The 26,054-nt window shown below is 45.1% G+C and carries 22 protein-coding genes; 20 read left to right on the plus strand and 2 right to left on the minus strand.

The features are described from left to right. Positions 1 to 182 precede the first annotated feature (182 nt). The gene (gene nifJ, locus HMPREF1039_RS00220) at positions 183 to 3,704 is read left to right on the plus strand and encodes a pyruvate:ferredoxin (flavodoxin) oxidoreductase (protein ID WP_007390346.1); all 3,522 of its coding nucleotides are present in this window, start codon (positions 183 to 185) and stop codon (positions 3,702 to 3,704) included. A gap of 169 nt (positions 3,705 to 3,873) precedes the next feature. Further along, positions 3,874 to 4,344 (plus strand): hypothetical protein, encoded by a 471-nt coding sequence (locus tag HMPREF1039_RS00225; RefSeq protein ID WP_007390401.1) that lies wholly within the window; start codon positions 3,874 to 3,876, stop codon positions 4,342 to 4,344. 78 nt (positions 4,345 to 4,422) lie between these two features. On the opposite strand, the gene HMPREF1039_RS00230 is transcribed toward HMPREF1039_RS00225, so the two are convergent. Next, complete coding sequence (locus HMPREF1039_RS00230; protein ID WP_007390382.1) at positions 4,423 to 4,968, minus strand: NADH peroxidase; 546 nt, start codon at positions 4,966 to 4,968, stop codon at positions 4,423 to 4,425. Between the two features lie 286 nt (positions 4,969 to 5,254). On the opposite strand from HMPREF1039_RS00230, the gene HMPREF1039_RS00235 reads away from it, so the two are divergent. The 5 genes from HMPREF1039_RS00235 to HMPREF1039_RS00255 all read left to right on the plus strand — a co-directional run bounded on the left by HMPREF1039_RS00235 (position 5,255) and on the right by HMPREF1039_RS00255 (position 10,802). After that, complete coding sequence (locus tag HMPREF1039_RS00235; protein ID WP_007390369.1) at positions 5,255 to 6,724, plus strand: hypothetical protein; 1,470 nt, start codon at positions 5,255 to 5,257, stop codon at positions 6,722 to 6,724. Between the two features lie 19 nt (positions 6,725 to 6,743). Further along, positions 6,744 to 8,117 carry an LPS-assembly protein LptD gene (locus HMPREF1039_RS00240; RefSeq protein ID WP_235720008.1) on the plus strand — a complete coding sequence of 458 codons (1,374 nt, stop codon included), beginning with the start codon at positions 6,744 to 6,746 and terminating at the stop codon, positions 8,115 to 8,117. A gap of 567 nt (positions 8,118 to 8,684) precedes the next feature. Next, positions 8,685 to 9,260 (plus strand): hypothetical protein, encoded by a 576-nt coding sequence (locus tag HMPREF1039_RS00245; protein ID WP_007390388.1) that lies wholly within the window; start codon positions 8,685 to 8,687, stop codon positions 9,258 to 9,260. A gap of 57 nt (positions 9,261 to 9,317) precedes the next feature. Then, complete coding sequence (locus HMPREF1039_RS00250) at positions 9,318 to 10,562, plus strand: deoxyguanosinetriphosphate triphosphohydrolase family protein (RefSeq protein WP_007390409.1); 1,245 nt, start codon at positions 9,318 to 9,320, stop codon at positions 10,560 to 10,562. A gap of 12 nt (positions 10,563 to 10,574) precedes the next feature. After that, a complete protein-coding gene (locus tag HMPREF1039_RS00255) occupies positions 10,575 to 10,802 on the plus strand; it encodes a DUF1653 domain-containing protein (RefSeq protein ID WP_007390375.1) in 228 nt (75 codons plus the stop codon). Between the two features lie 77 nt (positions 10,803 to 10,879). Here the strand turns inward: HMPREF1039_RS00255 and HMPREF1039_RS00260 are convergent, their stop codons facing one another. Continuing rightward, a complete protein-coding gene (locus HMPREF1039_RS00260) occupies positions 10,880 to 11,086 on the minus strand; it encodes a DUF1858 domain-containing protein (protein ID WP_007390385.1) in 207 nt (68 codons plus the stop codon). Between the two features lie 241 nt (positions 11,087 to 11,327). Between HMPREF1039_RS00260 and HMPREF1039_RS00265 the strand changes: the two genes are divergently transcribed. The 13 genes from HMPREF1039_RS00265 (at position 11,328) to HMPREF1039_RS00325 (ending at position 26,013) form a co-directional block, all read left to right on the plus strand. Then, on the plus strand, positions 11,328 to 11,759 hold the full coding sequence (locus HMPREF1039_RS00265) for a DUF1934 domain-containing protein (protein ID WP_007390332.1): 432 nt from the start codon (positions 11,328 to 11,330) through the stop codon (positions 11,757 to 11,759). Beyond that, complete coding sequence (gene argS / locus HMPREF1039_RS00270; protein ID WP_007390414.1) at positions 11,759 to 13,423, plus strand: arginine--tRNA ligase; 1,665 nt, start codon at positions 11,759 to 11,761, stop codon at positions 13,421 to 13,423. The genes HMPREF1039_RS00265 and argS overlap by 1 nt, the downstream gene beginning before the upstream one ends. A 62-nt stretch (positions 13,424 to 13,485) precedes the next feature. After that, complete coding sequence (locus HMPREF1039_RS00275; RefSeq protein WP_007390402.1) at positions 13,486 to 15,099, plus strand: CTP synthase; 1,614 nt, start codon at positions 13,486 to 13,488, stop codon at positions 15,097 to 15,099. 637 nt (positions 15,100 to 15,736) lie between these two features. Continuing rightward, positions 15,737 to 17,077 (plus strand): electron transport complex subunit RsxC, encoded by a 1,341-nt coding sequence (gene rsxC / locus HMPREF1039_RS00280; RefSeq protein ID WP_007390338.1) that lies wholly within the window; start codon positions 15,737 to 15,739, stop codon positions 17,075 to 17,077. A 28-nt stretch (positions 17,078 to 17,105) separates the two neighbouring features. Continuing rightward, positions 17,106 to 18,131 (plus strand): RnfABCDGE type electron transport complex subunit D, encoded by a 1,026-nt coding sequence (locus HMPREF1039_RS00285; protein ID WP_007390416.1) that lies wholly within the window; start codon positions 17,106 to 17,108, stop codon positions 18,129 to 18,131. A gap of 1 nt (position 18,132) precedes the next feature. Further along, the gene (locus HMPREF1039_RS00290) at positions 18,133 to 18,687 is read left to right on the plus strand and encodes an FMN-binding protein (RefSeq protein ID WP_007390370.1); all 555 of its coding nucleotides are present in this window, start codon (positions 18,133 to 18,135) and stop codon (positions 18,685 to 18,687) included. Beyond that, positions 18,687 to 19,310: an electron transport complex subunit RsxE gene (gene rsxE, locus HMPREF1039_RS00295; protein WP_007390349.1), complete on the plus strand. Its 624-nt coding sequence runs from the start codon at positions 18,687 to 18,689 to the stop codon at positions 19,308 to 19,310. Before HMPREF1039_RS00290 ends, rsxE begins: the two co-directional genes overlap by 1 nt. Then, positions 19,310 to 19,885, plus strand: a complete 576-nt coding sequence (locus HMPREF1039_RS00300) for an electron transport complex protein RnfA (protein WP_007390417.1) — start codon at positions 19,310 to 19,312, stop codon at positions 19,883 to 19,885. Before rsxE ends, HMPREF1039_RS00300 begins: the two co-directional genes overlap by 1 nt. Before the next feature lie 24 nt (positions 19,886 to 19,909). Further along, the gene (gene rnfB / locus HMPREF1039_RS00305) at positions 19,910 to 20,758 is read left to right on the plus strand and encodes an RnfABCDGE type electron transport complex subunit B (protein ID WP_007390411.1); all 849 of its coding nucleotides are present in this window, start codon (positions 19,910 to 19,912) and stop codon (positions 20,756 to 20,758) included. Positions 20,759 to 20,762: 4 nt separating this feature from the next. Next, entirely contained in the window at positions 20,763 to 21,824 is a 1,062-nt protein-coding gene (locus HMPREF1039_RS00310; protein ID WP_007390343.1) for an FAD:protein FMN transferase, read from the plus strand. 146 nt (positions 21,825 to 21,970) lie between these two features. Then, positions 21,971 to 22,411, plus strand: a complete 441-nt coding sequence (locus HMPREF1039_RS00315; RefSeq protein WP_039891557.1) for an Lrp/AsnC family transcriptional regulator — start codon at positions 21,971 to 21,973, stop codon at positions 22,409 to 22,411. A 137-nt stretch (positions 22,412 to 22,548) separates the two neighbouring features. Continuing rightward, on the plus strand, positions 22,549 to 24,450 hold the full coding sequence (locus HMPREF1039_RS00320; protein WP_007390355.1) for an ABC transporter ATP-binding protein: 1,902 nt from the start codon (positions 22,549 to 22,551) through the stop codon (positions 24,448 to 24,450). Between the two features lie 153 nt (positions 24,451 to 24,603). Then, positions 24,604 to 26,013: an FAD-binding oxidoreductase gene (locus HMPREF1039_RS00325; RefSeq protein WP_007390392.1), complete on the plus strand. Its 1,410-nt coding sequence runs from the start codon at positions 24,604 to 24,606 to the stop codon at positions 26,011 to 26,013. Positions 26,014 to 26,054 lie beyond the last annotated feature (41 nt).

Here is a 26,054-nt window from a genome sequence, read left to right on the forward strand (position 1 = left end):
TATATGCAAATTTCCTTTTGCGTATAGTGAGATGGAGTAGAGACTGTAAATCGCGGACGGTTGTTCGGGATTCCTTCTTCATGACTGAATATAGTTGAGAAAATACTTTATGGCTTTATTTTTAATATGGGTTCTACCTATATTTATTTTATTATATTTTAATTAAGGAGCGTGTTTTATCTATGAGCAAATTTAAAACCATGGATGGTAACGAAGCAGCTGCATGGGTCTCCTATGCGTTTACCGAAGTTGCCGCTATCTATCCTATCACGCCGTCTTCGCCTATGGCGGAACATGTGGATGATTGGGCCGCAGCAGGTATGAAAAACATTTTCGGTCATACGGCGAAAGTTGTTGAAATGCAGTCCGAAGCAGGTGCTGCAGGTACATTCCACGGCTCGTTGCAAGCCGGTGCGTTGACCTCCACCTATACGGCATCTCAGGGCTTCCTGCTCATGATTCCGACGATGTACAAAGTTGCCGGCGAACTTCTTCCCGGCGTCTTCCACGTTGCCGCTCGTGCGTTGGCAAACCACGCCTTGAACATTTTCGGCGACCATCAGGACGTTATGTCGGCTCGTGCCAGCGGCTGCTGTCTTTTGGCCGAATCCAATGTTCAGGAAGTTATGGATATCGGCGGTATCGCTCACTTAGCGGCATTGAAAGGCTCCTTGCCGTTTATTAACTTCTTCGACGGATTCCGTACTTCACACGAAATCCAAAAAGTGGAAGTTATGGATTTTGATAATTTCCGTAAATTGGTTGATTGGGATGCGATTAAGAGATTCCGTGAACGCGGCTTGAATCCGGATAATCCGGAAATTCGCGGTACGGCGGAAAACCCGGATATTTATTTCCAACATACGGAAGCCAATAATAAATTTTATGATGCTATGCCGGACATTGTTGCCGATTACATGGATAAAATTTCCGAACTTACCGGCCGCGACTACAAACCGTTCAATTATGTAGGAGCACCGGATGCGGAATATGTCATCGTTTCTATGGGCTCGTTGTCGGACGTAGCGAAGAAAACGGTGGAATATTTGGTAAAGAAAGGCGAAAAAGTAGGTGCTGTTAACGTACACTTGTATCGTCCGTTCTCTAATAAACATTTGTTAAATGTATTACCGAAGACCGTTAAGAAAATCGCTGTCATCGATCGTACTAAAGAACCGGGTTCTTTGGGCGAACCGTTGTATTTGGATATTGTCGGCTTCGTTACGGAAGAAAAATTGGATATTCAGGTTATCGGCGGTCGTGCCGGCATGGGTTCCAAAGACGTTTTGCCGGAAGATATGTACAGCGTATTTGAAGAATTGAAGAAAGAACATCCGCTGAACGGCTTTACGTTGAGCATTGTCGACGATGTTACCAACCTCAGCCTGCCGCGCGCTCCGAAAATTAAGTTCGATACGACAGGTCTTACTTCCTGTAAGTTCTGGGGCTTCGGTTCCGACGGTACTGTAGGCGCCAACAAATCGGCTATTAAAATTATCGGTGACCATACGGATATGTATGCACAGGCGTACTTTGCATATGACTCCAAAAAATCCGGCGGTGTTACGATGTCTCACTTGCGGTTCGGGACGAAACCGATTGATATGCCGTATTTGATTGATGCGGCGGATTATATCGCCTGTCATCGTCAGTCCTATGCAAATCGCTTCGACCTCCTTCGCGGAATTAAAGAAGGCGGTACATTTATGCTGAATTGCACGTGGACGGATGAAGAATTGGATCATGAATTGCCGGCAAAATTAAAACGTGATATTGCCCGTAATCATGTCAAATTCTACACGTTAAACGGGGATGCCATCGGACAGAAATTAGGCTTGGGTACACGGATCAACATGGTTATGCAGGCCGCATTCTTTGCGTTGGCAAAAGTTATTCCTTTGGAAGATGCCGTTAAATACTTAAAAGACTCGATCGTTAAGAGTTACGGCAAAAAAGGGCAGAAAGTCGTGGATATGAACTGGGCTGCCGTTGATGCGGGGATCGGTGAATTCCATGAAGTTCATTATCCGGAATCTTGGGCCGATGCAACGGATGAAGTAGTAGAAGGTCGTCCGACGACTGCATACTTCAAGAACATTGCAGCTCCTATGTTGGGACAAATCGGCGACGATCTTCCGGTTTCGGCATTTGAAGGTCGTGAAGACGGCACGATGCCTTCCGGTACGTCTAAATATGAAAAAGCCGCACCGGCATTGCATGTACCTTCTTGGGATGCGGAAAAATGTATCGGTTGTATGCAGTGTTCCTTTGTTTGCCCGCACGCTACCATTCGTCCTTCTTTAACTACAAAAGAAGAAACGGCTGCCGCTCCGGCCGGATATAAAGTAGCGCCGAAAGCTCGCGCCGGTAAGCAATATGATGTAGCTATTGTCGTTGACCAGGACGACTGTCTGGAATGCGGCTCCTGTGTGGATGTCTGCCCGGTAGATGCGTTGACGATGGTTCCGAATGTGGATACGGAACGGGCTAAAATGGAGCTTTGGTACTATGCAACGGAAAAAGTAACGCCGAAAGAAAATCCGCAAAAGAAAACTACGGTTATCGGTTCGCAGTTTGAAACGCCGTTACTTGAATTCTCCGGCGCTTGTGCCGGTTGCGGTGAAACGCCGTATGCCAAGTTGTTGACACAGCTCTTCGGGGATCGCATGATGATTGCGAATGCTACCGGCTGTTCTTCCATTTGGGGCGCATCGGCACCTGTTTCTCCGTATACGATGAATGAAAAAGGCCATGGTCCGGCTTGGGCAAACAGCTTGTTCGAAGATGCTGCGGAATACGGTTTCGGTATGTTTATGGGGGTTCATAAAGTTCGTCATGATTTAGTGGCTCGTGTGGACGAAGCAAAAGCGGTAGCTTCTGCCGAATTGCAGGCTGCTTTAAGTGATTGGGCCGCCAATGTGGACGAAGGCGAAGGTTCCCGTGAACGTGCGGATAAATTGACCGCTTTATTGGAAGCGGAAGCGGAAGGTAAGCCTGTATTGGAAGAATTCTTGGGTAAGAAGAAATTCTTTGTTAAACGTTCGCAATGGATTATCGGCGGTGACGGTTGGTCCTACGATATCGGTTACGGCGGTGTTGACCACGTATTGGCTTCCGACTATGATGTGAATGTTTTGGTTCTTGATACGGAAGTTTATTCCAATACCGGCGGACAGTCTTCCAAGGCTACTCCGACAGCGGCTATTGCGCAGTTCGCCGCTTCCGGTAAACGGACGAAGAAAAAAGATTTGGGCATGATGGCTATTTCTTATGGGTATGTGTATGTAGCACAGGTTGCTATGGGTGCAGATAAGAATCAGTTGATGAAAGCCTTTACAGAAGCGGAAGCTTATCATGGTCCTTCCTTGCTCATTTGCTATGCACCTTGCATTAACCACGGTATCCGTAAAGGTATGGGCAAGAGCCAGTTGGAAGAAAAATTGGCTGTTGAATGCGGTTATTGGGATCTTTTCCGGTATAATCCGGATCTCAAAGCACAAGGAAAGAATCCGTTCCATTTGGATTCCAAGACCCCGGATTACAGCAAATTCCAGGAATTCCTCCAAGGCGAAGTCAGATATGCGTCCTTGCAGAAAGCATTCCCTGAAGAAGCTGCCGGCTTGTATGCTAAAACAGAAGCGGATGCTAAAGCTCGTCGTGAAACGTACGTACGTTTCCAACAGGGGTTTGACGCACAAGCTTAAGCATAGTAATACTATGACAGATAAAAACGCACTGCATATGCAGTGCGTTTTTTACGTTATAGTAAGTAGGCAGGTCGCATCTTCTTGTACCGTTCAAGCGGTCGTAGGGAGATATGCGACGAATTGCGTAATTAGTATGGTACAATAAAATACAAGAGGAGGGTGAAAGATGAAAGGATATAAAGGTATTGTTTTGACGTTGGCCGGTATCGTCATTATGTTGATAGTAAGTGCTTGTGCCACTGCGGACCCTTATGCGGGAAAGTGGGTCGGTTATTATGAACCTAAGGCGAATGTGATTTATTTGGCAACGATTGAGAAAAAAGGAAGGGCATATACTGTTTCTATGCAGGATCAACATTGGCAAGGAATTGGTAAAAATAGAAGTTGGCAAACCGATACCCAACCGAGTGCTACAGGACAGGTGAAAAACGGCAAATTATATATTGACCATACGTTGGACTTACTTTATTTTATTGTGCCGCAGGAAGCGGATACCTTACTTTATATCAATCGTCCCGGCAATGCCGTAATTCGGTTCCATCGAGAAAGAGAAGGAGAAATAAGGGCGTTTAAAGAAAAATGGCGAACGGCGGAAGAAAAGAACGGCACGGCGGTTGCCGGGAAACAAAAGCAATAAAAAAAAGAGCCTTGTATAAGGGAAATACAAGGCTCTTTCGTAGAGATCTTATGCATGAGAGTGGCGTGAACGTTACTTTTACGCGAAGTAACGGGACAATAAACCGTCAAATACACGACCGTGACGAGCTTCGTCCTTTGCCATTTCATGGACTGTATCGTGAATAGCATCTAAATTGAGTTGTTTAGCCAAGGTTGCCAATTCTTTTTTGCCTTCGCAGGCGCCTTGTTCGGCGGCGGCACGCATTTCCAAATTTTTCTTCGTGTCATCGGTTACTACTTCACCGAGCAATTCTGCAAATTTAGCGGCATGTTCCGCTTCTTCAAAGGCAATGCGTTTGTATGCTTCCGCTACTTCCGGGAACCCTTGACGATCTGCCACACGGCTCATTGCCAAATACATGCCGACTTCAGAACATTCACCGGTAAAATTCAGGCGAAGTCCTTCGATGATTTTTTCATCTACGCCGTTGGCAATACCTACACGATGTTCATCGGCATATTCTTTTTTACCGGCGGACAATTCGGTAAATTTATTTTGGGGTGCGCCGCATTGCGGACACTTTTCGGGAGCACTGTTACCTTCAAATACAAAACCGCAAATACCGCATACAAATTTTTTCATAGTAGTTACCTCCTATACTCTACACCATGATATGTAATGGTCATAACCATTAATTTATACTAACAAATATTCTTTACTTGTTATATTGATATTATAACAGACTATTTTGATAAAAACAAGAGTAAATATAAATAAATTTTAAATAAAAATAATAATCACTTACAATACAATACTATGACCGGCACCTTCTTTATTGCTTTTTAAATAGGTGTTTTATATAATAAAGAAAACTATTAATTTTATGTGGAAAACATAGGGAACGGGTAGTATAGGAGGAATTGGATATGTGGCAAAAAAAATAGCCGCCATGATGACCGTCTTGTCTATATGCGGTGTCATGGCTGTACAGGGAGCGGATTACACGATCTTGGAAAAAACGGAACGAGTAGAAACTACCGTATACGGAACGCCGCAAACGGGAGCGCTGCAAGCGCGGGCAGCCGCTTTGGACAGTGTGCTCAACGGTACAGGTCGGGGGCATGCCGGCTTACAGGAAGAAATCGATGCAATGTATAAAGATGTATATGGAAACGCCGGAGACTATCTTTCTTTATTATCCACTGTTAACCTTTTACAAGGGAAATATGCTCGGGTTATTACGGATGAACCGCTGACGGTACGGGTGGAAAATTTGGAAGAAGGGATTTTGGGACATGCCGGTTCGGGTCCGCTGACTACACGAGTTGCCGTACTGCGGCGGTTGTTGCTGGGAAATAAACGGTATGTGGCACAAGGCATTCCTTTACCGGCGGGAACCGTGATTCCTGTTAAACTGTTGGATGCGCTGGATTCGCGCACGGCACAAACCGGCGATATAGTGCGTTTTGCCGTGTTGCAACCTATAAAAATCGGCGATATGGAAGTGATTCCGGAAGGAATGACCCTGGACGGCACGGTAACTAAAGTGAGAAAAGCGAAACGGTTCGGCGTAGACGGAAAGATTACCTTACAGTTTCATCAGCTCCGGGCAATCGACGGGACATTGATTAATGTTAAAGAAGCGGATCGCAATACGGAAGAATATAAACATGCCGTCGGTGCGGCCGGCGCTTCCGCCGCCGGAGCCTTGGTGTTGGGGCCTATCGGTTTGGTAGGCGGGTTATTTGTGCACGGCAATGAAGCGGTGATTCCGACGGGAACGGTTATGTATGTACAAACTGTCCGGACAGTGGAAACGATGGGCATAAAGCGTGACGGGATTATCGATCGCATGCAAAGCGCGGATTTAGTGGCGGGAAGTATTAATACAGACGCTATTTTGCCGGTGCCGTTGCCGGTTGCGCCGCTGCAAGTTCCGGTGACGCCGAAGAAGGCCGCCGTACAGACCGACACTATGTCTACGGCTCCGGTAACAACTCCTGTACAACCGTCGGTTCCGGATATTTCGACGAACGGAACGGAACCTGTAGCGAACGTCGCTGTGCTTGCACCGGCTCCGGTTCCGGCTGTCGCCACGGCGGCTGTACGTGGCGCGGGTCTGCCTGCAGTACCGCAGGAGGGACAGAAGCCGTCTTTTTCTTCCGGGCGTGTTCCTGTGCCGGCGGCAGCGACAGCCGGATCGGGGCGGGAAGCGGTGACGGTAAATACGGCGGTACAAGATCCGTATACGAAGCCGTTGACACCGAAAAAAAAGGATATACAAGAAAAGCAACCGGTAAGCACATCAAAAAAACAAGTTGTCAGCGGTAATGACGATGAAATTGTCGTAACTATTCAACCTACACGTAAGGACAGTAACCATGTACAAAAGAAATAAAATAGGTATCGTTATAGGTTTGGCAAGTATATACAGTATGTCGTGGAGTGCCGGTATGGCGGCAACCGAGCAACAGGAGCCTTTGCAACTGCAGGCGGATACGATTGCGATTCGTGATGGGGACGGCTATATGATGAGCCGGGGAAATATAGAAATTTCGCAAGGCGCGAATCGGATAGAAGCGGATTATTTACGCGGCAATCGGTATACCGGAAAGTATGATTTTCCCGGTAAGATGATGTATACGTATGGCACCAGTCTGATGAAAAGTACGGATGTAACCTATGATCGTCGGCGACAAGAAGGAGCGGCAACACAGGCGGAAGGCTATGACCCTTCGGGCCTTATATATTTTCGCGGTACCGGTGTGTCGGTACACGGCGATACGATATTGTTGAAAAAAGGTTTGCTTACGACGCCTCATGCGGTTGCCGACGTGCCGGATTACTATGTGACCGGCGACAATATTATCGTGAAAAAAGGGCAAAAAATTACGATGGATAATGCGCGGTTTTGGGTGAAACATAGTTGCGTATTTTCTTATGGACATTATGAAAAAAAAATAGGCGGCAATCAGCAGAGCGTACCGTGGGCGGTTACGTTGTTTCCCAAACCGTCACATACGGAAAAAGGCGGCTGGGGATTTGGCGGCTATGCCAATTTTGCCTTGAATGAAGCGGGGACTTGGCGTTTGGAAAGTCAATATCGCTGGTCCGTACGAAGTCACTTTGCGCCTTCGGTTAAATTGAGTCACTATTCGCCGTGGGGAAGGTTACGATTTGCATATAGTAAAGAAACAAGCGATAATAATGAAGATCCGATATGGATTACCAAGTTTCCTGAATGGGAATATCAATCTCCGAAGGTTTATTTGGGAAATACGGGTGTTTTTTTCAGCGCTAATGCTTCGTGGGGGAACTGGCGTGAATCCGCCGCAAGAACGGGGCGGCATAGCGGCGTGCACGGCATTATTTCGCATGTACCGTGGCAGCCGTGGCCGAAAGCGCAAATTCAGGCTTATGCAGGATATCGACAGGATTGGTATGCGTTGGAACAGGCACAACGACGGGATACTTATATGGGGGTAGTCGTTACGCAACGTATTCATCCGCAAGCTTGGGTAACCGGGTGGTATAAACGACATCGGATTACGGGATATACGCCGTATCGTTTCGATCGGATTGCCCATCCTCGACAATCGGGCATTTCTTTTGCATATGCCCCGCATAAGAAGGACGTGCTGATGTATACGTTGGCCCGAAACTCAGATACCGGTGCTTTGGATGCACGGATATATACTTGGATTCATGATTTACATGCCGCGATTATGCGAGTAACGTATAAGCAACTGGAAGGGCATTGGGAAGTTTTATTTAAAACAAAAGATTTTTAAAGTATATATAAAGAAGCGGACAAAACAGGAAAAAATAATTTTTTGTATTGTCCGGGAATTACCAATGAAACAAGCACGCTTTTTATTTTTAATAAAAAGCGTGCTTGTTTCATTGGTAATTAAGAAATCTTATTTTTTAGTCGAAGTTAAATATGATTAAGAATGAATGCGTAAGAAAGAAGGATGCCTAACGAAATTACCAGTTTTGTATTAATTCCTACATGTGTCATTTTTTTCGCCTCCTGTGTAAAGGTAGAAATACCGATAAAATAAGGGATTTTTGTCGTTTTTTTATTTCTATGATTATCATAGTACAAAGATAAAATAAAAGCAAATAAGTAAAAATTATACGTCTGCCGTTACGTATGACCGGCATGCCGGGATAAGAAAAGTAAAGTAAAGACTTCTTAAAAATTTTAAGCGAAACTTAAAAATAAAAAGTTGCCGTTGTCTTCTTTTTAAAATGGACCCATTGTAAAAAAATAGATATTTTTTAGAGAATTCTCGACAGATTGTACTTCGTATCCTATAATACAACTATAATAAAAGGAAAAGGAGCAACCGGTTATGGACCTATGGGAAGCTTTTCGGCAGAGCGATAAAAATCGTACGCGTACGGAACAAATGTATGATGACGCGTTTGCGTTATGTAATTCGCCCGCTTTACAAAATGAAACATTGGCGCCGGCAGAACGGACGGCTGTAGAAAACGGTCTTCCCTGTGATCGGTTGCCGGAAGGAACCGGCCCTTTCGGTACGGCGGCAACCAATCCGATTCCTGTGAACGGCAGTTTCGGCGAGTGGATGTATTTATCACGGTTACGTATATTGGCAACCGGTTCTAAAGTGTTTTTTCATAAATGGAAAACGGATGGCGTCGTGGATGCCTTTGAGGTGATTAATCGCAGCGGGACACTGCGAACGGTGCTTTATTTTTCTCCCCGTCATCCGTATGCTTCGCGATATTGTCCGGAAGGATATATACTGGAACGGGAAGCCGTATTTCCGCGCGGTATTACGACGTATTCTTCTTGTTTCCCCCGAGGATTATATAAGGAAATAAAAAAAGAAGCCCGGAGGCGGCTGGGAATTGAGGTAGCCGAAGAAGAAAGTAAATATATAGAGGCGGAGATTAAGCAATGAACAGCTGCCGGCCGCTAACGGCGGGAGCGTTTTTTATCGTATAAGGAGGGGAGGCCTATGAACCGGGCATTTGCCGCTGTTCGCATGGACGAGCGACATCCACACTGGCAACAAGCGATAGCAAGAGAAAAAAGGTTATATCATCGTCGAGGAGATTTTCGCACTGAATTCGGACGCGATTATACCCGGATTATTCATTCTACCGCCTACAGTCGATTGAAGCACAAGACGCAAGTGTTTTTTACTACTAAAAACGATCATATTTGTACGCGTATTGAACATGTGAATCAGGTGGCTTCCGTAAGTCAGACGATTGGGCGATATTTAGGGCTGAATACGGAATTGATTGCCGCGATTGCGACCGGGCATGATTTGGGGCATGCGCCGTTCGGGCATTTGGGAGAACGCGTATTGCGCGCCATATGCAAGGAGGACTTGGGAACTTCTTTTTGGCATGAGCGGCAAGGATTGCGGGTGGTGGACGGTATTGAAACCTTATTGGATCCGGCCGGACGGACGGTGAATATGTTGCTTACCTATGCCGTGCGAGACGGTATTATTAATCATTGCGGTGAAGTGCGGGAAGCCGTGTTGCGGCCGCGAGAAGAGGCGATCCCGTTACAATCGATTACGCATCCGGGACAATATGAACCGTATACCTGGGAAGGTTGCGTGGTTAAAATTTCCGACAAAATTGCGTATTTAGGTAGGGATATAGAAGATGCGGTGCGCCTTAAAATTATTGATGAAAACGGTACGCCCGCACGGGCCTTGAAAGAACGACTGCAGAATAAATTTCATATTGTTCTGCCGTCTTTGACCAATACGTCCATTATGTATCCGTTAATTACAGATTTGTGCAGCGAAAGTACGCCGGAAAAAGGCTTGCTGTTATCGAAGAAAAACATACATTTAATGAATGATGTCATGAATTTTAATTACCGTTACATTTATCGTCACAAGCGGTTGCAAATATATCATGAATATGCAAAATTGATTATACAATCCATCTATTATACGTTGCGGGACTGCTATGCGGGCGAAAAAACGTTACAGCGGATTAGGGAAATGAGCGAGTACTATCCGACATTGGGAACGCATTTTTTGGAACGCTTGCAAAAATTTTCCGATATAGGCCGGGCGGAAACGAAGCAAGATCGATTCGGCAATGTTTTTAAAAATACCGTATTATATGCGATCGGTACGGAAGAAAAGGCATATAAGGCGGCGTGTGTTGATTATATTGCAGGGATGACCGATCGGTATGCGGAAAAAATTTTTACAGAATTGACGACGTTTTAAAAAGGAGAAGCGATGAGAGAAAATCCTAAAGCCCATGAAATATGGCGACATTTCAAAAATAATGACTATGAAATTATTACGGTTGCGGAACATACGGAAACCGGAGAAAAATTTGTTATTTATAAGCCTGTAAATAATCCGGAGCGACATTATGCACGGCCGTTACGAATGTTTATGAGTGAAACGGATATGCGGAAATATCCGAAAGCCGTACAACGCTATCGGTTTGAAAAAAAATAATCTGCAGGAATAGCAAAAAAAGAGGCGACTGTAAGAAGTTACAGCCGCCTCTTTTTTTGCTGCCCGGAAGCCTCCTATCAGGCTTCGGGATCATTTATGGAATCGTTAATATCGGCGATTAAGGCATCAATATCGATGCCGTGAGCACCCGCCCCCTGTCCGATTGTTTCAAAATGAGCCGCCATGCAGCCTACACAGCCCAATCCGTAATCTTGAAAAATCTCTACAATTTGCGGATATTTTTGAACGGCTTCAATAATACTGGTATCTTTTGTAATTTCCATGTGGAAAACCTCCTTAGCAGTCATTTTCCGTACGTTAAAAAAACATGCGGACATTACATTGATTATACCATATTTATAAAAGAAAGAAAAAGACCCGTTCGAATTGTAAAAAATGGCGAAGCGGTCGCAGGCAAGGGAACTAATCCGAGAAAAATATGTGTCGCCTTTTAAAAAGTGTTTCTTTTTTTCAGTACATGTTATATAATGGAAACATTGAATTATTGATAGGAAAGGTTGGTATATGTTGAAGCCTGTAGTAGTGAAAATTCATAGTATTCAGCAAGATGAAATCGGCAAAAAAACAGAATTTGAATTGGTATCGACGGGGACGGCGCATGTGCAGGGCGATACGCAGTATATTCGATATGATGAGCGGATGATGAGCGAAATGGACGGCGTGAACACTTTAGTAAAAGTATTTCCCGACCAATCCATCAGTTTAGTACGGACGGGAAAAATACATCAGCATCATGATTTTCGCAAAGGACAGGAAGAAGACTCAATATATGCTTTAGAAGACGGCGATTTTCAATTGCATACAAAAGTATATGAATGTCAGGTGGATATGCAGGACGGTATCGGCACCATTCATTTGGAATACAATCTTTCTTTGGAAGGTATGTTTTACAATTATACGAAACTAACCATTACAGTGCAGGAGGATCGGGCATAATGGACATTAAAGAAGCGGTTATACAAGGAATACGCACTGCCATGGATAAAGCGGTGGCGGCGGGAAAATTACCGGAAGGCGACTATCCGGATATTGTTTTGGAAATTCCGCCGCAAAAAGAATTCGGCGATTTTGCGACGAATATTGCCATGCAGTCGGCTCGTACGGCGCATTGTGCGCCGCGTCATATTGCGGAGAGTATTGTAGAAGAATTAAAGGCGCCGTGGTTGGACAAAGCGGAAGTGGCCGGTGCCGGGTTTATTAATATTTTTTTGGATTCTCGCGTATTTTATCAAGTATTACAGCATATTTTGACAGTACAGGAGGCCTACGGTACGTGTGCGGAACGACCGGAAGATACTGTACAGGTGGAATTTGTCAGTGCCAATCCTACCGGTCCGTTGCATGTGGGCCATGGGCGGGGCGCCGCCTATGGCAGCAGTTTGGTTAATTTATTACGCATGGCCGGCTATAAAGTGGAAGCGGAATATTATATTAATGATGCCGGGAAACAAATGGATAATTTGGCGGCTTCCGTTAATGCCAGATATTTGGAACTGTTCGGGCGGAAAGCGGAAATTCCCGAAAACGGCTATCACGGACAGGATATTATAGATACGGCAAAGGCGATAGCGGCGCAGGACGGCGATCGGTATTTACAAGTTTCGGAAGCGGAACGATTGGCGATCTTTAAAGATCGGGCGTATGAAGAAAAATTAAAAGCGCTGCAAAAGGATTTAGCCCGTTTTCATGTGCAGTATGATCATTGGTTCAGTGAACGTACGTTGCATCCGCAAGGGATTCGGCAGGCTTGTGACGCATTGCGCGAACGGGGAAAGGTGTATGAAAAAGACGGCGCCTTATGGTTGCAATCCACTGCTTACGGAGATGACAAGGATCGGGTGGTTATTCGTGAAAACGGGGAGCCGACGTATTTAGCGGCGGACATTGCGTACCATAAGAATAAATATGACCGTCATTTTAAAACCATGATTAATATTTGGGGGGCCGACCATCACGGGTATGTGGCCCGTGTTCGTGCGGCTATGGCGGCCTTGGGGTATGACACGAAGCGGTTGGAAGTGCTATTGTTGCAGATGGTGAGTCTTTTTCGGGACGGTAAACCTGTGAAAATGTCCAAACGGACAGGGCAGGCGATTACCTTAAATGAACTTATTGAAGAAGTCGGAACGGATGCGGCGCGATACTTTTTTATTATGCGATCGTTAGATACGCAGTTGGATTTTGATTTGGATTTGGCAATGTCTCACAGCAATGAAAATCCCGTATACTATATACAGTATGCCCATGCCCGGATTTACAGTATTTATCGGCAGGCGGAAGAAGCGGGGATCGCATTGCCGCAGCGGTGGGAAGCGGTGCAGTGGGATTTGTTACAAGAAGAAGCGGAGTTGGCTTTGATTAAGAAAATGGCTGCTTTTCCGGAAGAAATTCAGCGGGCGGCGGCGGCACGTGCGCCGCATCGTATTGCTCATTTTGTATATGAAACCGCCGGCTTATTTCATGCTTTTTATAATCATTGTCGTATTATACAGGAAGATCGGGAATTGGCAATCGCGCGGTTGGGATTGGTTACGGCTGTACGCTTTACCATTGCGAACAGTTTGGCTGTGTTGGGAATTTCCGCTCCGCAACAAATGTAAGTACTTACATGCAGGGAATAAGCACTTTTTTTGATATGAGCAGGGCTCGTTAGGGAGGCATTATGACTAAATATATTTTTGTAACAGGCGGGGTAGTTTCTTCATTGGGAAAAGGAATTACAGCGGCTGCGCTGGGCAGATTATTGAAAAATCGCGGCTTTAAAGTTACCATTCAAAAATTTGACCCTTATATTAATGTGGATCCGGGCACGATGAGTCCCTATCAACATGGCGAAGTATTTGTTACGGATGACGGTACGGAAACCGATTTGGATTTGGGGCATTATGAACGGTTTATTGATATTAATTTAGGGAAAAATTCCAATGTAACTACCGGCAAAATTTATTGGTCCGTATTACAAAAAGAACGGCATGGCGATTATTTGGGGCATACAGTGCAGGTTATTCCCCATATTACTAATGAAATAAAAAAACGTGTTGTCCGTGTAGGGGACGATGACAATGCGGATGTGGTGATTACCGAAATCGGCGGCACAGTCGGGGATATTGAAAGTTTGCCCTTTTTAGAGGCCATTCGGCAAATCAAGAAGGATGTCGGTAAAAATGACGTCTTATATATTCATGTTACCTTGGTTCCCTATATCGGCGCCGCCGGGGAATTAAAAACCAAGCCGACTCAACACAGCGTAAAAGAATTACGAGGAATCGGCATTCAACCCGATATTATTGTGTGCCGAACGGAACGTCCGTTGTCGGAAGAAATGAAAGAAAAATTAGCGTTGTTCTGTGATATTGATAAAGAAGCGGTCATCGAAAATAAAACTCTCAAGAGTATTTATGAAGTGCCGTTATTGTTGGCGGAAGAAGGGCTGGATCGCATTGTTTTGGACAAGTTGGCGTTACCGAATAAACCTTGCGACATGACGGATTGGAAAAAAATGGTTCATGATATTTACCATACGGAGCAAGAATTGGACATTGCTTTGGTCGGTAAATATGTGTCTTTGCATGATGCTTACTTAAGTGTGGCGGAATCGTTGAATCATGCGGGATTTGCGAATAAAACCAAAGTGAATATTCATTGGATTGATTCGGAAACTTTGGAAGATCCGCAGGTGTCGGCTGCGACCGTATTTGCCGGCATAGACGGTATTGTAGTTCCCGGCGGTTTCGGCAATCGCGGCGTGGAAGGAAAAATTTCGGCGGTACAATATGCACGAGAACATAAGATTCCGTATTTAGGGTTATGCTTGGGCATGCAATGTGCGGTTATGGAATTTGCACGGCATGTTGCCGGGATTGCGGGAGCCACGTCGTCCGAATTTGATGAAGCGGCCGTAAATCCGGTGATTGATTTGATGCCGGATCAGGTGGATATCGATAATAAAGGCGGCACGATGCGGCTGGGCGTTTATCCGTGTAAGGTAAAGGAAGGCACGAAGGCGTTTTCCGTATACGGAGAGCATTTGATTTATGAACGGCATCGGCATCGTTGGGAATTTAATAACAAGTATCGGACACAGCTGGTGGATGCAGGGTTGATTTTATCCGGTACATCTCCGGATGAGCGGTTGGTAGAAATTGTGGAATTAAAGGATCATCCTTGGTTTGTCGGATGTCAGTTCCATCCGGAATTTAAGTCGCGACCCACTAAAGCGCATCCTTTATTTAACGGATTAATTGAAGCGGCTTTACAAGTAAAACAAAAAAAATAAGAAATAGTAAAAACGGGCTGCCGTCCGGTGACGGCAGCCCGTTTTTTTTGCGTTTTGGGAAGTATATTGTGAAGGCGGGAAGTATATTGTGAAGGCGGGTATTATACGTATTCGGAATATATTTTTAAACAGAAAATATGTTTGTGATAAAAGTATACTTACTTAGAGTAGAATTTAATCATTGTGTATTTTAACACATTTAATGAAAAATATGAATAAAAAGACAGTTGTATAATACGTGCAAGTATTTGTTTGAAGTATTAAAAAATAGCATAGATGGCGTAATTGCTATTGCTATTTACGTTGAATAATAGAAAATACAATGCTATAATTTTATATGAATGAGGGCTGATTACATATATAATGAATATTAATAAGCTTTCTCAATGATTTTTCGGTATACTTAAAGACAAATTTTTATGCTTTTATAGATAAACGTATAACCGAAAAAAATCTATGTCCTTTGAAGCACAATCTCGGCTTCGGGACAGGGAGGATTTCGAAAAATTTATTCGTGTCGGTAAACGGCATAGAAGTGTAAGTACCGGAGCGTTGCACTTGGCGTGAGAGACGGAAAATTTGCGAAATACTCCCGTTTTGTTGTGTTTTCATGGATCTGTTAATGAGGTGATTAGTAATGTTGAATACCTTTAAACGAGGTGGCGTTCATCCGGCGGACGGTAAGGGGTTGGCCAGAGACAAGGCGATCGAAACGCCGGTCTTGCCCAAAAAGGTTATTATTCCGATGAGTCAGCATTTCGGAGCCCCCTGTAAACCGGTGGTCAAAGTGGGCGACATGGTGAAAAAAGGACAGCTTATCGGCACCAGTGATGCGTTTTTGCATGCGGACATTCACGCTTCTATTTCCGGTAAAGTCGTGAAGGTTGCTCCTATGCCGCATAATACGATGGTTACCTGTATGTCCGTGGTTATTGAATCGGACGGATTGGATGAATGGGCGGAAGGATTGCCGCTGCATCGGGATTGGGAAAAAATGTCCAAGGAAGAAATTCTTGATGCCGTGAAAGCTTGCGGCATTGTAGGCTGCGGCGGGGCAACCTTTCCGGTGCATGTAAAATTGACGCCGAACAAGCCGGTCGATTCTTTTATTGTTAACGGTGCGGAATGCGAACCGTATTTGACTTGTGATTTTCGTTCCATGGTAGAAGAGGAACCGACCCGTAAATTTGTTACAGGCGTACAAATTTGCATGAAAGTATTGGGCGTAAAAAAAGGTTACATCGGCATTGAAGACAATAAGCCGGAAGCGATTGCCAATTTAACGGAAGCGTTTCGGCAGGTGCCGGAAGTGACGGTGGTTACGTGCAAGACCAAGTATCCGCAAGGGGCGGAAAAAATGATGATCGAAGCTTGTACAGGGCGCTTGGTCGAACCCGGCGGTTTGCCGATGAATGTAGGCTGTGTAGTCAGTAATGTAGGTACGGTTATTGCCATTACGGATGCCGTTTGTTACGGGATTCCGTTAATTGAACGGGTGACGACCGTTACCGGCGATTGTATTGCGGAACCGAAAAATTTACGGTTGCGTATCGGCACGACTTATGAAGAAGCGATTCAACATTGCGGCGGTTTTTCGCAACAACCGGATCGGGTCATTGCCGGGGGACCGATGATGGGGTTTGCACAATATCAATTGGATATTCCCATTACCAAAGGCGCTTCGGGTATTCTGGCGTTATCTTCGGTAAAGTGCGACGTAGGAGAAGAAGAACCGTGCATTCGTTGCGGTCGGTGTGTCGACGCCTGTCCGATGGGGTTGGTTCCGAGCCAGTTGAGTATTTTTTCTTCCCGGGAAGCGTGGGATGAATGTCGCGGATACGGTGTAATGAATTGTGTGGAATGCGGCAGTTGTGTATACGTATGTCCGGCAAAACGCAATTTAGTTCAGTATTTCAGAAATGCCAAAGGGCAGTTAAAAGCCATCCAGCAGGCGGCGCAGAAAAAAGCGGCACAATAAGCTGAGAACGAATGGAAGAAGGGATATCATGAGTCCAGAAGCAAAAGGGCAAATGGCGGGAACGGATACGAAAGGGAATTTTACCGTATCTTCTTCCCCTCACGTGCGGAGTAAAGAATCTATTTCAAAAATTATGTGGAGCGTCGTCGCCGCCTTGGTACCGGCCGCCGCTTTCGGGGTATATTATTTCGGGATGAACGGCCTGGTAAATATTATTGTCGCCATCGTATCGGCAGTCATTTTTGAATTTTTATGGGAAAAAATGATGCATAAACGGGTCACCATTGCCGACGGCAGTGCCGTGATTACAGGGTTATTATTGGCAATGTGCTGTCCGCCGTCCTTGCCGTGGTGGATGAGCGTGATCGGGTCTTTTTTAGCCATTGTAGTATGTAAGCAATCGATGGGCGGCCTGGGGTACAATTTGTTTAATCCGGCACACGTAGGTCGTGCGGGGTTGATGGTATCATGGCCGGTGGCAATGACTACGTGGACACAAATGAACGGCTCCGTAGTCGACGGTGTAGCAGGTGCTACCCCGCTTAATGTACTGAAACATGGCGGTACGGAAGCACTGTTCAATTTGTTCGGTACAAACGACTGGGCGGCGATTTATAAAAGTATGTTTTTCGGCTTCCGTGGCGGTTCCTTAGGAGAAACTTCCACTGTGTTGCTGATTTTAGGCGGCTTGTTTTTGATTTATCGCGGGTATATTAAATGGCAAGTCCCCGTCATTATGATTGCTACGGTCGGAATTTTAATGGGCTTGGTTGCCGGGGACGCGCACTTGGCCGTATTCCATATGATGGCCGGCGGTTTGATTATCGGGGCGTTTTTCATGGCCACGGATATGGTTACGGCGCCGATTACGCTGAAAGGACAAATGCTGTTTGCGTTAGGATGCGGCATTATTACCGTCTTGATTCGTCTCTTGGGTGGGTATCCCGAAGGGGTTTGCTACTCTATTTTATTGATGAATGCGTTGACACCGTTGATTGATCGGGTTGTAAAACCCAAGGTCTTTGGCGCAGTGAAGACAAAGGGGGCGAAATAAGATGGCCGAGAACAAAGGAAACAACTTAGTAAAAATTGCTATGAATTTGATCTTAACCTGTCTTGTTTCCGGCTGTATTATCGGTGCCGTCTTCTTTATTACGGGACCTACGGCGCGTGCTAAAGCGGAACAGATGAAGGAAGAATCCATGCGCGGTTTAGTTCCGCAGGCTGAAAAATTCACGCCCGTTGCCGGTGAAAAAGATACCTTTGTAGCGGAAAAAGACGGGAAAAAGATTGCGTATATTATTCCTACGGCACCGAAAGGATACGGCGGTCCTATTAAATTGTTGACGGCAGTAAGTACGGACGGCACGGTAATCGACTATGTCGCGCTGGAAGCCAATGAAACCCCGGGGTTGGGCGATCGCGGTGCAAAAGAGCCGTTTAAAAGTCAAATAAAAGGGAAAAAAGAAGCATCTCTGGAAGTTACCAAGGATCCGAGTCAAAAAGACAAAGTACAAGCGATGACAGGGGCTACCATTTCTTCCCGCGCCTTTACTTTGGGCGTTAAGCAGGCTGTAGAAAAAGCGGCACAGATGGGAGGGAAATCATAATGAATCTTTGGAAAGTATTTAGCCGAGGCATTATTGAAGAAAATCCGTACTTTGTATTGGCCTTGAGTCTGTGTCCGGGTTTGGCGGTTACGACCAGTGTTATTAACGGCTTGACCATGGGCTTGACGGTATGGTTCGTTATTACGTCCAATAATGTGGTAGTATCTATTATTCGTCGTACGATTAATAAAAAAGTACGGGTACCTGTGTACATTACCTGTATTGCCACGATTGTTACGTGTGTACAATTGGTATTACAGGCCTATGCGCCGGAACTATATAAGGCGCTGGGCGTATATTTGGATTTGGTGGTTGTATTTGCCATTATTTTGGCTCGTGCCGAATCGGTAGCTTCCAAAAACGGTATTGTCGTATCTTTCTTGGACGGCATGGGCATGGGCGTAGGGTTTACAGGCGCCATGCTTATTATTTCCGTGGTTCGTGAACTGTTCGGTAACGGCACCTTGTTGGGGATTCCCATGTTCGGACCGTCGTATCAGCCGGCACTTATTTTGGCATTGCCGCCGGGAGCGTTTATGTTAATCGGTTTCTTTATGGCGGGGATTAAGATGTGGAATAATGCTCGTGAAAAAGCGAAACAAATGAAAGGGAGTGAAGGATAATGGGAGAATATTTTACCCTGTTCATCGGTGCCGTGTTGATTAACAACTTCGTTTTGACAAAATTTCTCGGCCTTTGTATTTTCTTCGGGGTTTCAAAAAATTTGAACGCCTCGATCGGCATGGGGTTTGCCGTTACTTCCGTTATTACCATGAGTACCGTGCTGGCATGGTTGTTATATAACTATGTATTAATGCCGTTGGATCTTACTTTTTTACGAACCATTTCTTTTGTGGTACTAATCGCCAGCTTCGTACAGCTGTTGGAAATCGTCATTAAAAAAATGTCACCCACTTTATATAACATGTGGGGAATTTATTTGATGTTAATTGCCACCAACTGTATTGTACTTTCTGTACCGGTGATCAGTATTACCAATCATTACGGGTTTTTGGAAAATCTCGTATTTGCCGTCGGCTCCGGTTTGGGGTTTGCGTTGGCCTTGGTCTTGATGGCCAGCTGCCGGGAAAAATTGGATTATGCCGCAGTACCGGAGGCCTTGCAGGGAACTCCGATTGCGTTTATTGTAGCCGGCATGTTGGCTTTAGCTTTTCTCGGGTTCTCCGGTATGATATAATGGAAAGGAGTTGGAATTAATATCATGGAATATACGCAAATCGCTATTTCCGCGGTAGCTATTATGACTTGTATAGGCGTTGTCTTCGGGTTCATTTTGGCTTTTGCGGATAAAAAGTTTGCCATGGAAGAAAATCCGCTCATCGGTGAAGTGGAAGAAGCCTTGCCGAAAGGACAATGCGGGGCTTGCGGATTTGCAGGTTGTGCAAAATATGCGGAAGCCGTCGTGTTGGATCCCGAAGTAGCTCCGAATTTATGCGTGCCGGGGAAAAAAGAAGTGGCGGATATTGTAGCCAATTTAACCGGAAAAATTGCGGAAGAAACAGAACCTCAATTTGCGCATGTTCGTTGTCGCGGCGGTTTAGGTATTGCCAAAGTGGCCTTTGAATACAAAGGAATTCACGACTGTGCCGCCGCCAAGTTGGTACAACAGGGACCCAAGTTTTGTAAATTCGGCTGTTTGGGATTCGGAAATTGCGTGCGGTCTTGTCCGTTCGGCGCGATGACTATGGGGGAAAACGGCTTGCCGGTAGTGAACAAATCACTGTGTACCGGGTGCGGTAAATGTGCCGGCGTATGCCCCAACCATATTATTGAATTATTGCCGATGAGTGCGCCTGTCAGCGTAGGGTGTTCTTCGAAAGAAATGGGAGCGGCCGCCAAGAAAAACTGTTCGTCCGCTTGTATCGGTTGCGGCTTGTGTATGCGAAATTGTTCTCATGAAGGCGGTGTGAAAGTAGTGGATCACTTAGCCGTTGTTAATCCGGCTATTTGTCACAGCTGTGAAGAAGCTACTTGTATTACTAAATGTCCGACAAAAGCGATTACGGCCATGTTGGAATCGCATCTTGTATCGGAAGAAAAGATAGGGTAAACATATGAGGGGAAAACGACGTATTATAGGATGGATACTTACGGCGTTTCTTGTCATTGCAGGCTGCTCCGGATGTGGTAAAACACAGACGGAGCAGTTTTTTGACAGAAACGGGGTGGCAATGGATACGACCGTATCGTTGCGGGCGGCCGGCGGAGACGCCCAAGGTGCATTACAAGAAAGTATGGATTTTATTAATCGCTTGGATCGGTTGGCCGGTACGAATCATGCTGATAGTGATGTCAGCAAAATCAATGCGGCCGCCGGAAAATCGTATGTAGCGGTTGATCCCGACGTGTATGAAATGATTTCTTTTGCCAAGACGTACTCGGAAAAAAGTCGGGGTGCTTGGGATATTAGTGTCGGTATATTTACTAAATTATGGGACATAGGAAATCCGGATGAACATATTCCGGCACCGGCGGAGATACAAAAACATTTGTCCTATGTAAATTATAAGGATATTTTATTGCGTCCGTCGGATCATGCCGTAATGTTGGCAAAACCCGGCATGTATATTGATTTGGGCGGAGTTGCCAAGGGATTTGCCGTTGATGAAATTCTCAAAATTTATAAAAAACACAAGGTCACTAACGGTCTGATTAACTTGGGGGCCAGCTCCATGTATGCGATGAATACGAATGCGAAGGGGACTGCATGGAATATCGGTATTAAGCATCCGCGCGTGCAGGAAGACGGAACGTATTTGGGGATTGTTAAAATTCAAGATCAATTTTTATCCACATCCGGTGATTATGAACGATATTTTATTAAAAACGGGGTACGATATCATCATATTTTTGATCCTAAAACCGGCTATCCGGCGCGTCACGGTGTCATGAGTGATTCCCTTGTTATTCAGGGAGATGTACCGCACGGCGGTATGTTGAGCGATATTTTAACGACGGTCGTATTTGTTTTGGGACCGGAAAAAGGGTTGGCATTTATAGAAAATACGCCGGGCGTAGAAGGAGAAATTACCGGTACGGACGGTACGGTATATATGACGAAAGGATTTAAAAAGAATTTTTCCGATTTACATCCGGATTTTCACTTAGCACAATAATAAGAATCAATATACATATATAATGCGCAGGTATTTGTATAAGGCATGTCTGTTTTGCACAAAACATATTTACTTTTTCCTCATAATATATGATAATATAGGCGTACATAATAGTTTTTAAATATTCGCAGAGGATGGTAGTAAATATGGATCATATTGATGATAAGATATTAACGATTTTAAAGAAGAACGGGAAAGCATCTGCGACGGAAATCAGCAAAGTCGTTGGCTTGTCAATTCCTGCCGTTGCCGAACGCGTACGTAAGATGGAACATGGCGGTGTTATTCAGGGATACGGAGCTAAAATCAGCCGCCGGAAGACAGGCTATAATGTGACTGCCTTTATTATGGTCAATCTGGAACGATCCGGAGAAGTGGAAGAATTTCGTGACAGTATTATCCGGTTTCCGCAAGTGTTGGAATGCCATCATATTGTAGGCGCTTTTGATTACTTGCTGAAAGTGTTGGTAAAAACACCGGATGATTTGGAACATTTTTTGATGGATGAATTGAATGAAATTCCTACGGTTGCTTCCTCACAGACCTTTATGTGCCTTTCGACAATCAAAGAAGAGTGGAATGTGTAAGGAAGAAAGAAGCGGGAGAGAGCAGAAGAAAACTGCTCTCTTTTTTTATTTGACCATAGAGACCGGACGTTTTATGATAAGAATAAAAACAGCGATCATCGGCGGTGCGCCGGTGAAGTGCATAAGAGGTGTCACGGATGGGGAGTATAAAAGTACAGAAATTAACAAAGTCATTCGGCATACATACCGTTTTTAAGGATGTATCCTTTGAATTACATCGCGGGGAGCGGTTAGGTTTGATCGGGGCGAACGGGGCGGGAAAATCCACGTTATTAAAATGTCTTATAGGGGAAGAAGAGTACGATGACGGGAATTTTATCGTATCGGCCGGTGAAACCGTCGGCTATTTGCAGCAAAATATTACCTATGATGCGGGGCTTACATTGCGGCAATTGCTTACCGAGGCATGGCAGGATGTGCTGCGATTGGAAAAGCAATTAAAAGAGACGGAACAAGTTATGCGGGAACGTCCTCAGGATACGGAACTGATGGGGCGGTATGCACGCATGCAGGAAAAATTTGAATGGCTCGGCGGCTTCGCGTATGAAAGTATGTCTCGTAAGATTGTACAGGGATTGGGGTTTTCGGCAGCCGATATGGAACGCCCGGTACAAGAATTTTCAGGCGGTCAAAAAACACGTATTAATTTGGCAAAAGCGTTAGTACGGCGACCGGATTATTTATTCTTGGATGAACCGACAAATCATTTGGATGTGGACATGTTGGAATGGCTGGAAACCTATTTATTGTCGTATGAAGGCGGTATTTTGATTGTTTCACATGATCGGTATTTTTTAGATCGGGTAGCTACGGGAATTTTGGACTTAACCGACGGCGGTGTAAAAAAATATAAGGGGAATTACACGCAGTACAAAATACAGTATCGACAACAGCGAGATGCCTTGGAAAAAGCGTATCAAAAGCAACAGGAACATATTCGGGAAACCGAAGACTACATACGAAAATACAAGGCCGGTATTAAAGCGAAACAAGCGCGCGGTCGTCAATCTCAATTAAACCGGCTGGAACGAATTGACCTGAATCCGGAAGCGGCTACGTTGAAATTTTCTTTTTCGCCGGCCGTAGAGAGCGGCCAAAAAGTGTTAGTATTGGATGATGTTTGCGGCGGCTATACGGGGAAGCCGTTATTTTCGCATCTCTCGCTTTCCATCCGTCGCGGCGAAACGGTGGCTTTGGTGGGCGCGAACGGCACGGGGAAAACGTCGTTGTTGAAGCTGATTATGGGAGAAACGACGCCGACTTCCGGGCATATTGTGTGGGGCAGTCGGGTACAACCGGGATATTTTTCGCAGGAACATACGGAATTTAACGGCCGCACTACGGTATTGGCGGAAATTATGGATACCTTCAGCTATGGAGAAGAAGAAGCACGTTCCGTATTGGGACGGTTTTTATTCAGAGGGGATGAAGTCGATAAAACGATTGGCGCATTAAGCGGCGGGGAACAAGCGCGGTTGGCGTTGCTGAAATTATTTTTACAAGGTCCCAATTTCTTGATTTTGGACGAACCGACGAACCATTTGGATATTCCTACCCGGGAAATATTGGAAAAAGCGCTGCTGGATTTTGGCGGGACGTATTTAGTGGTTTCGCATGACCGCTATTTTTTGGATACCATTGCCGGCCGTACGTTGGTATTGGAAAATCGGACAGTAAAAGAATATTTGGGAAACTATTCCTATTATCGGGAAAAACGGCAAGAAGAACAGCAAGCCGCACAGGAAAAGGCGGAACCCGCAACGGCAATCCCGAAAAAAAAGGAAGCGACAGGAAAAATACGGGCTTCGGAGCATATAAAAAAAAGCGCCCCTTCTTCCTACGGTAAGGAAAAACAGTTGGAAACCATAGAAATGAAGATTGCTGAATTGGAGGCTACCGTAAAAATGTATGAAGTGCAGTTGTCTTTACCGGAAAATATGGCGGACAGTCAAAAATTAATGACCCTCAATGAGCAGTATGAAAAGACCGTGGAAGCGTTGCAACAGGCCTATGAAAAGTGGGAAACGTTGGCCGAATAATTTGAGAAAAGTGAGAAAAAAGAATGAATATCTTCATTCTTTTTTTTTATTATATATTTTATAAGAAATTTATATTATTAAACGTTTAACTTACTTTACAAGCGATTATTACATGGTATACTAAACCTATTATATAAGGAAAGGATGATACGTATGCAAACTCATTTTAACCCGGTGACGCCGGAAGTATTGGCGGCGTTACGACAAGCGGTAGGAGACAAATATGTCAAAACGGACGAGGACTGTCTCACGGCATATCAAACGGATGAAGAAGGAAATTCCCATTTTTTTCAAAAACCGGAAGTGGTGGTTTTTCCCGGTACTACGGAAGAAGTGGCGCAAATCGTTAAATTGGCCAATACGTATGTGGTCCCGATTACGCCCCGCGCGGCCGGAACGGGGGTGGCGTGCGGTGCAATTCCCATTTACAAAGGCATTGTGGTGGAACTGGAACGGATGAATAAAATTTTGACATTGGATGCGGAAAATATGTATGCCGTTTGTCAACCAGGCGTGTTGACGGGGGACTTGCAGCGGGAAGCGAAAAAATACGGCCTGTTATATGCCGGTGATCCCTCCAGTTCCGACAGTTGTCAGATTGGCGGCAACGTTGCCAATAATGCGGGCGGTAATAAAGCAGTTCGTTACGGTACGACACGCCATCAGATTTACAGCTTGCAAGTCGTGACGCCGACCGGAGAGATTGTGACGGTGGGCGGTCGTTTGCAAAAATGTTCTTCCGGCCTTTGCTTGGAACAACTGATTGCCGGCTCGGAAGGAATTTTGGGAATTATTACTGAAATAACTTTGCGGTTGCGTCCTCTGCCTCCGTATGCGTTTAACATGGTATGTGTATTTACGGATGATACGGCGGCGTTTGCGTTGCCCAATAAAATTTTAAAAGCGGGTATCAATCCGACGAGTATTGAATATATGGATAGAGAAGCGCTGCAAATGACGTGCAAGTTTTTAGATATGTCCATGCCGCATGTACAAGAAGGGTGTTCGTATGTGATTGTCACAGTAGAAACGTTTGATGAAGCCGAACTGGATCGCAAGATGGAACAACTCTGTGATTTGGCGGAACAAAACGGTTCGATTGATGAATTTGAAGCGGATAAACGGATTTGGACCTTGCGCAAACAATTTGCCGAAGCGGCACGGAATATAGATAAAATGTATCAGGCGGAAGATTTTGTCGTGCCGTTGGATAAAATTTCGGCTATTACGGCGCAATTGCCGGAATTACGAGAAAAATATGATTTATATTGTGTGACGGTTGCTCATATCGGGGACGGCAATATTCATGTATTGCCGCTAAATAACAAAGGACTTTCGCCGGAAGCTTGGTTTGAAAAGATTAAAGAATTTCATCGTGATTTATTTCCCAGAGTATATGCACTGGGAGGAAAAATGTCGGGAGAACATGGTATCGGCTATAAAAAACGGGATGAATTTGCACGATGTACGTCGGCTGAAGAATTGCAGCTGATTCGCAGTATTAAACGGGCGTGGGATCCGAAGCAGATTATGAATCCCGGAAAACTCATTGCCGTTGAATGAGGCTGTGCGGCGACGCGTATTCGGGGGACGTGTCGCCGCTT

It is taken from the genome of Megasphaera lornae (assembly GCF_000214495.1).
In the GTDB taxonomy this organism is placed as follows: domain Bacteria; phylum Bacillota; class Negativicutes; order Veillonellales; family Megasphaeraceae; genus Megasphaera; species Megasphaera lornae.